This window comes from Oleiphilus sp. HI0080 (genome assembly GCF_001635135.1).
The window spans coordinates 1-3,745 of record NZ_LWFU01000489.1; the positions used below are offsets into that span (position 1 = coordinate 1).

Annotated in this window: 6 protein-coding genes; all 6 read right to left on the reverse strand. The window is 46.8% G+C overall.

Annotation, left to right across the window (positions count from 1 at the left end; all coding sequences use genetic code 11):
- Positions 1-1,031: RNA polymerase factor sigma-54 (locus A3751_RS10245; RefSeq protein WP_082863180.1), on the reverse strand; the 1,031-nt coding region annotated here is incomplete at its 3' end.
- A gap of 182 nt (positions 1,032-1,213) precedes the next feature.
- Positions 1,214-1,939, reverse strand: a complete 726-nt coding sequence (gene lptB / locus A3751_RS10250) for an LPS export ABC transporter ATP-binding protein (RefSeq protein WP_068455346.1) — start codon at positions 1,937-1,939, stop codon at positions 1,214-1,216.
- Between the two features lie 3 nt (positions 1,940-1,942).
- Positions 1,943-2,518 carry a lipopolysaccharide transport periplasmic protein LptA gene (gene lptA / locus A3751_RS10255; protein WP_197466270.1) on the reverse strand — a complete coding sequence of 192 codons (576 nt, stop codon included), beginning with the start codon at positions 2,516-2,518 and terminating at the stop codon, positions 1,943-1,945.
- Positions 2,505-3,077, reverse strand: a complete 573-nt coding sequence (lptC, locus tag A3751_RS10260; RefSeq protein ID WP_068455349.1) for an LPS export ABC transporter periplasmic protein LptC — start codon at positions 3,075-3,077, stop codon at positions 2,505-2,507. Before lptC ends, lptA begins: the two co-directional genes overlap by 14 nt.
- Positions 3,078-3,085: 8 nt before the next feature.
- Positions 3,086-3,628 carry an HAD family hydrolase gene (locus A3751_RS10265; RefSeq protein WP_068455353.1) on the reverse strand — a complete coding sequence of 181 codons (543 nt, stop codon included), beginning with the start codon at positions 3,626-3,628 and terminating at the stop codon, positions 3,086-3,088.
- Positions 3,625-3,735 (reverse strand): CBS domain-containing protein, encoded by a 111-nt coding sequence (locus A3751_RS23735; protein WP_255376080.1) that lies wholly within the window; start codon positions 3,733-3,735, stop codon positions 3,625-3,627. The genes A3751_RS10265 and A3751_RS23735 overlap by 4 nt, the downstream gene beginning before the upstream one ends.
- Positions 3,736-3,745 lie beyond the last annotated feature (10 nt).

The window sequence follows — 3,745 nt, forward strand, 5'->3', positions numbered from 1 at the left end:
TTGTTGTCGGCGCTGTTGTCTGCACGTTTGATGAAGCCAGCATAGCCGCTATTCACTCGAATTTTAGGAGCGATCTCCGGGTTGAGCTCTACTTTCCAGCGGCCCTTTTCTTTTTTAACAATGACGTCTGGAACGACGTATTCTGGTTCGTTCTGGATAATCGCTTCACCGGGACGCGGGTTGAGAGATTGAATGAGCTTTAATACGTCGATCAGGTCGTCTTCTTTCAGGCGACTGCGTCGAATCAGTTGTGCGTAGTCGCGACTACCAAGTAAATTTATATAGTGACTAACGACTAGCTTTGCCTGGGGAAGCCACTTTGTTTCTGGATCTAGTTGGCGCAGCTGAAGTAGCAAGCATTCTTGGAGATCTTTCGCAGCCACGCCGGCTGGATCGAAGTGTTGCACCCGCTTTAATACTGCAGCAACTTCATCGAGTTCAACGGGATCTTCGTCTTCTTCGTTGAAGAGGCCTTGATGTATATCTTCAATATCGCTTCTTAGGTAGCCATCAACATCGATCGAGTCAATGATGCTTTCTGCTATAAAGCGGTCTCTATCTGAGAAAGGTGTTAAGTTGAGCTGCCAAAGGAGGTGATCGTTGAGTGTTTCGGTTGGCGAATTACGACTCTCAAAGTCGCTTTCCATCTCATCTGAACCAGAGCCAGATCCTGAGCTTGCTGGCCCCGAAGACTGATAAACATCTTCCCAGGCAGTATCAACAGGTAAGTCATTTGGAATCGAGTCACTAAATTCTTCACGCTCGCTGTCGTGTAGCTCTTTCGCTTCGACTTGTTGATTGCCCTCGGGTTCGCTTGACTGTTGATTGACGTTGCTCGACTGTTCATCGCTTGATGAATTGCTAGAGTCACCGCCATCTTCCATCAGTTCGAGCATTGGATTGGATTCAAGCGCTTCTTGTATTTCAGCTTGAAGATCCAATGTCGATAATTGCAGCAGTTTTATGGCTTGCTGCAATTGTGGGGTCATCGTGAGATGTTGCCCCATTTTGAGTTGTAGGGATGCCTTCATTACCATTTGTCGGTCATCCTAGCTTCTTGTAATGCTGGTCATTGTGGACTGTCGTCTCTTTATGCTGCCCAAAGGAGCTAGCTCGTTTTTCTATTTTAAGAACTTCCGAGGAGAAATTGAACGAGTTTTTCACTCTCATATATAAACCTTTTTTCACTGGAAATTGCACAATGAATTTGGTTCTAAATTGTAAACTCGTCGCCGAGGTAAACTTCTCGGACTTTTTCGTTTTTGAGAACGTCCTCGGGAGAGCCTGATGCGATAATGTGTCCATTCCCTACAATATAGGCTTGCTCGCAGATGTCTAGCGTCTCGCGCACATTGTGGTCAGTAATCAATACGCCAATATTTCGATCTCTCACCTGGCGAACAATATGTTTGATGTCGCTGACTGAAATCGGATCAACGCCTGCGAATGGTTCATCCAATAAAATAAAGTCTGGTTCCATTGCAAGGGCTCTGGCTATCTCAACTCGTCGGCGCTCGCCGCCTGATAAAGCCATGCCGTGGCTTTCTCGAATATGTTGAATGTGGAATTCTTCGAGTAGTTGATTGGCTTTGTCTTCACGCTGTTTGTTGTTTAAATCTTTTCGCGTTTGCAGAATTCCTAGGATGTTTTCATACACAGTCAGTTTGCGAAAAATTGAGGCCTCTTGGGGGAGGTAGCCAATGCCCGCTTTTGCGCGGCCATGCATAGGAAGGCTGCTTATGTCTTTATCGTCAATTAATATGTTGCCCTTGTCTTGAGGGACTAAGCCGACAATCATATAGAAACAGGTTGTTTTGCCTGCGCCATTCGGACCGAGAAGACCAACAATTTGCCCAGATTGAATCTCAAGTGAAACATCGATAACTACTTGGCGTTTTTTGTAGCTTTTGGCGAGGTTCTTTGCCTGAAGGGTTTTCATGCGCTAGAGCTTGTCCTCATTTGTACTTGTTTCCGCTTCGTTTGAAGGGTTCTGTATGTCTTCCGTTGGCGTAGTCGGTTGGTTAGGGAAGTACTGAATTTTAACGCGTGTTCCCGTGCTTTCGTCGCCTTTGGCTCTAATTGCTTTTCGCATAATGTCATATTCAATTCGATCACCCGAAAACGAGTTCGTCGTTTGTGCAAGCTTCGCATCGCCACTAAATATAAGAACGGCTTCTTCGGCTTTGTAAGTGATTTGCTCAGCCTGCCCGGTGGTTGCGTCGTCACTGCCCGGGTCTTGTTGGTTGAATGTCGCAGGAGAGCCGATGGCGACTATTTGCGTGACGCTGCGGTCTTTTGCGAAGACAGTAATGTTGTCAGCGGTAAGCTTTGTACTGCCTTGTTTTATAAGTACGTTGCCGCGGTATGTTGAAAGACCTTGCGAATCGTCAATTGTTGCGCTGTCGGATTCGATCTCAATGGGTTGGTTTCTATCAACGTCTATGGCATGACTCTGCGCGGGAAAAAGGGCAAGGCATGCTAGAAAACCGATCAGCGCATTCAAGCTATTTCTGGGCATTGTAAGTGCCTCGAACGCGCTGCGGTAGCTCAATTTTTCTATCATTTAGTGATGCCTTAAGGCCTGACGAGGTCAGCGTATTATGATTTTGGGTTATCTTAACCTTGCCGGGAGTCGATATAAAGTCATTCACCGTGTCGATGCGAAGATCCTCTGTTTCGAATGTAATGAGATCGTTAGTTTCTCCAACGCGAGACATCAGTACCTCGTTTTGCAAGGTTAGCATTCCGGTGTCTGTTCGATATTGTCCATCTTTTGCGTCTAAGCGAAATTGTTCGCCTGTTTCATTAACATAGTCGATCAGTGGGCGTTCAGTTTCAATAAGGTTTTCGCTTTCGTAATAGTATGATCGCTGCGTTTTGATGAGCAGTTGCAGCTCGCCTTCCTCATTAAACTCTTTTAGTTCGGTGCCTTCGGCAAAGGCGCTTGGTTTTCGTGTAGTGTCTTCCTGAATCAATGACGTCTTTTGTTCCAGTTGATTCGCGTAGTAGATGCTGACCCCAAAGACGGCCACTATGAGAGGTATAACAAAACGAGATCTGGGCTTAAGCCGTGCCATGACAGTGCCTACTTCTCTAAGAAGTGTTGATGGATGCCATCTAGCAGATCTTTGGCGTCGAGAATTAAATCGCAAACTTCCCGAACTGCGCCTTCACCACCTTTTGTATTCGTGCAGTAGTCGGCGTGCTGGCGAACGAATGGGTGGCCGTTTGGTACGGAAAAACCTAGCCCGCTAGCTTGCATTGCAGATAGATCTGGCAGGTCATCGCCCATATAGGCGCATTGCTCCCACTCTAATGAAAGTGCTTGGCGAACGCTATCAAGAGCGACGCGCTTGTCTTCTCTGCCTTGGATCAAGTGTTCGACGCCTAGGTCTCGGGCGCGACGCGCAACCAGGGGTGAGTTGCGGCCTGTGATTATGGCGACATTGATACCATTCTGTTGCAGGAGTTTTATGCCGTGCCCATCTAGAGTGCAAAAAGCTTTCAGCTCATCTCCCTGTGCTGAAAAGATGATGCGACCATCGCTGAGCACTCCGTCTACATCTAGTCCAAGAAGTGCTATGTTTTTTGCCTTTGAACGCGTTTGTTCATCGAGCTGCTTGCTCATACAACACCTGCTTTTAGTAAATCATGCATATGAATTACACCGACTAGGGTTCTGTCAGGCTCGGTAACCAGCAGACCTGTGATTTTATATTCTTCCATTACATGCAGGGCTTCGGCT

What these genes read in the sequence shown, in the direction of transcription:
- lptB (WP_068455346.1), bottom strand. Translation starts at nt 1,939, where the DNA reads ATGAAAACCCTTCAGGCAAAGAACCTCGCCAAAAGCTACAAAAAACGC.
- lptC (WP_068455349.1), bottom strand. Translation starts at nt 3,077, where the DNA reads ATGGCACGGCTTAAGCCCAGATCTCGTTTTGTTATACCTCTCATAGTG.
- A3751_RS10265 (WP_068455353.1), bottom strand. Translation starts at nt 3,628, where the DNA reads ATGAGCAAGCAGCTCGATGAACAAACGCGTTCAAAGGCAAAAAACATA.
- lptA (WP_197466270.1), bottom strand. Translation starts at nt 2,518, where the DNA reads ATGCCCAGAAATAGCTTGAATGCGCTGATCGGTTTTCTAGCATGCCTT.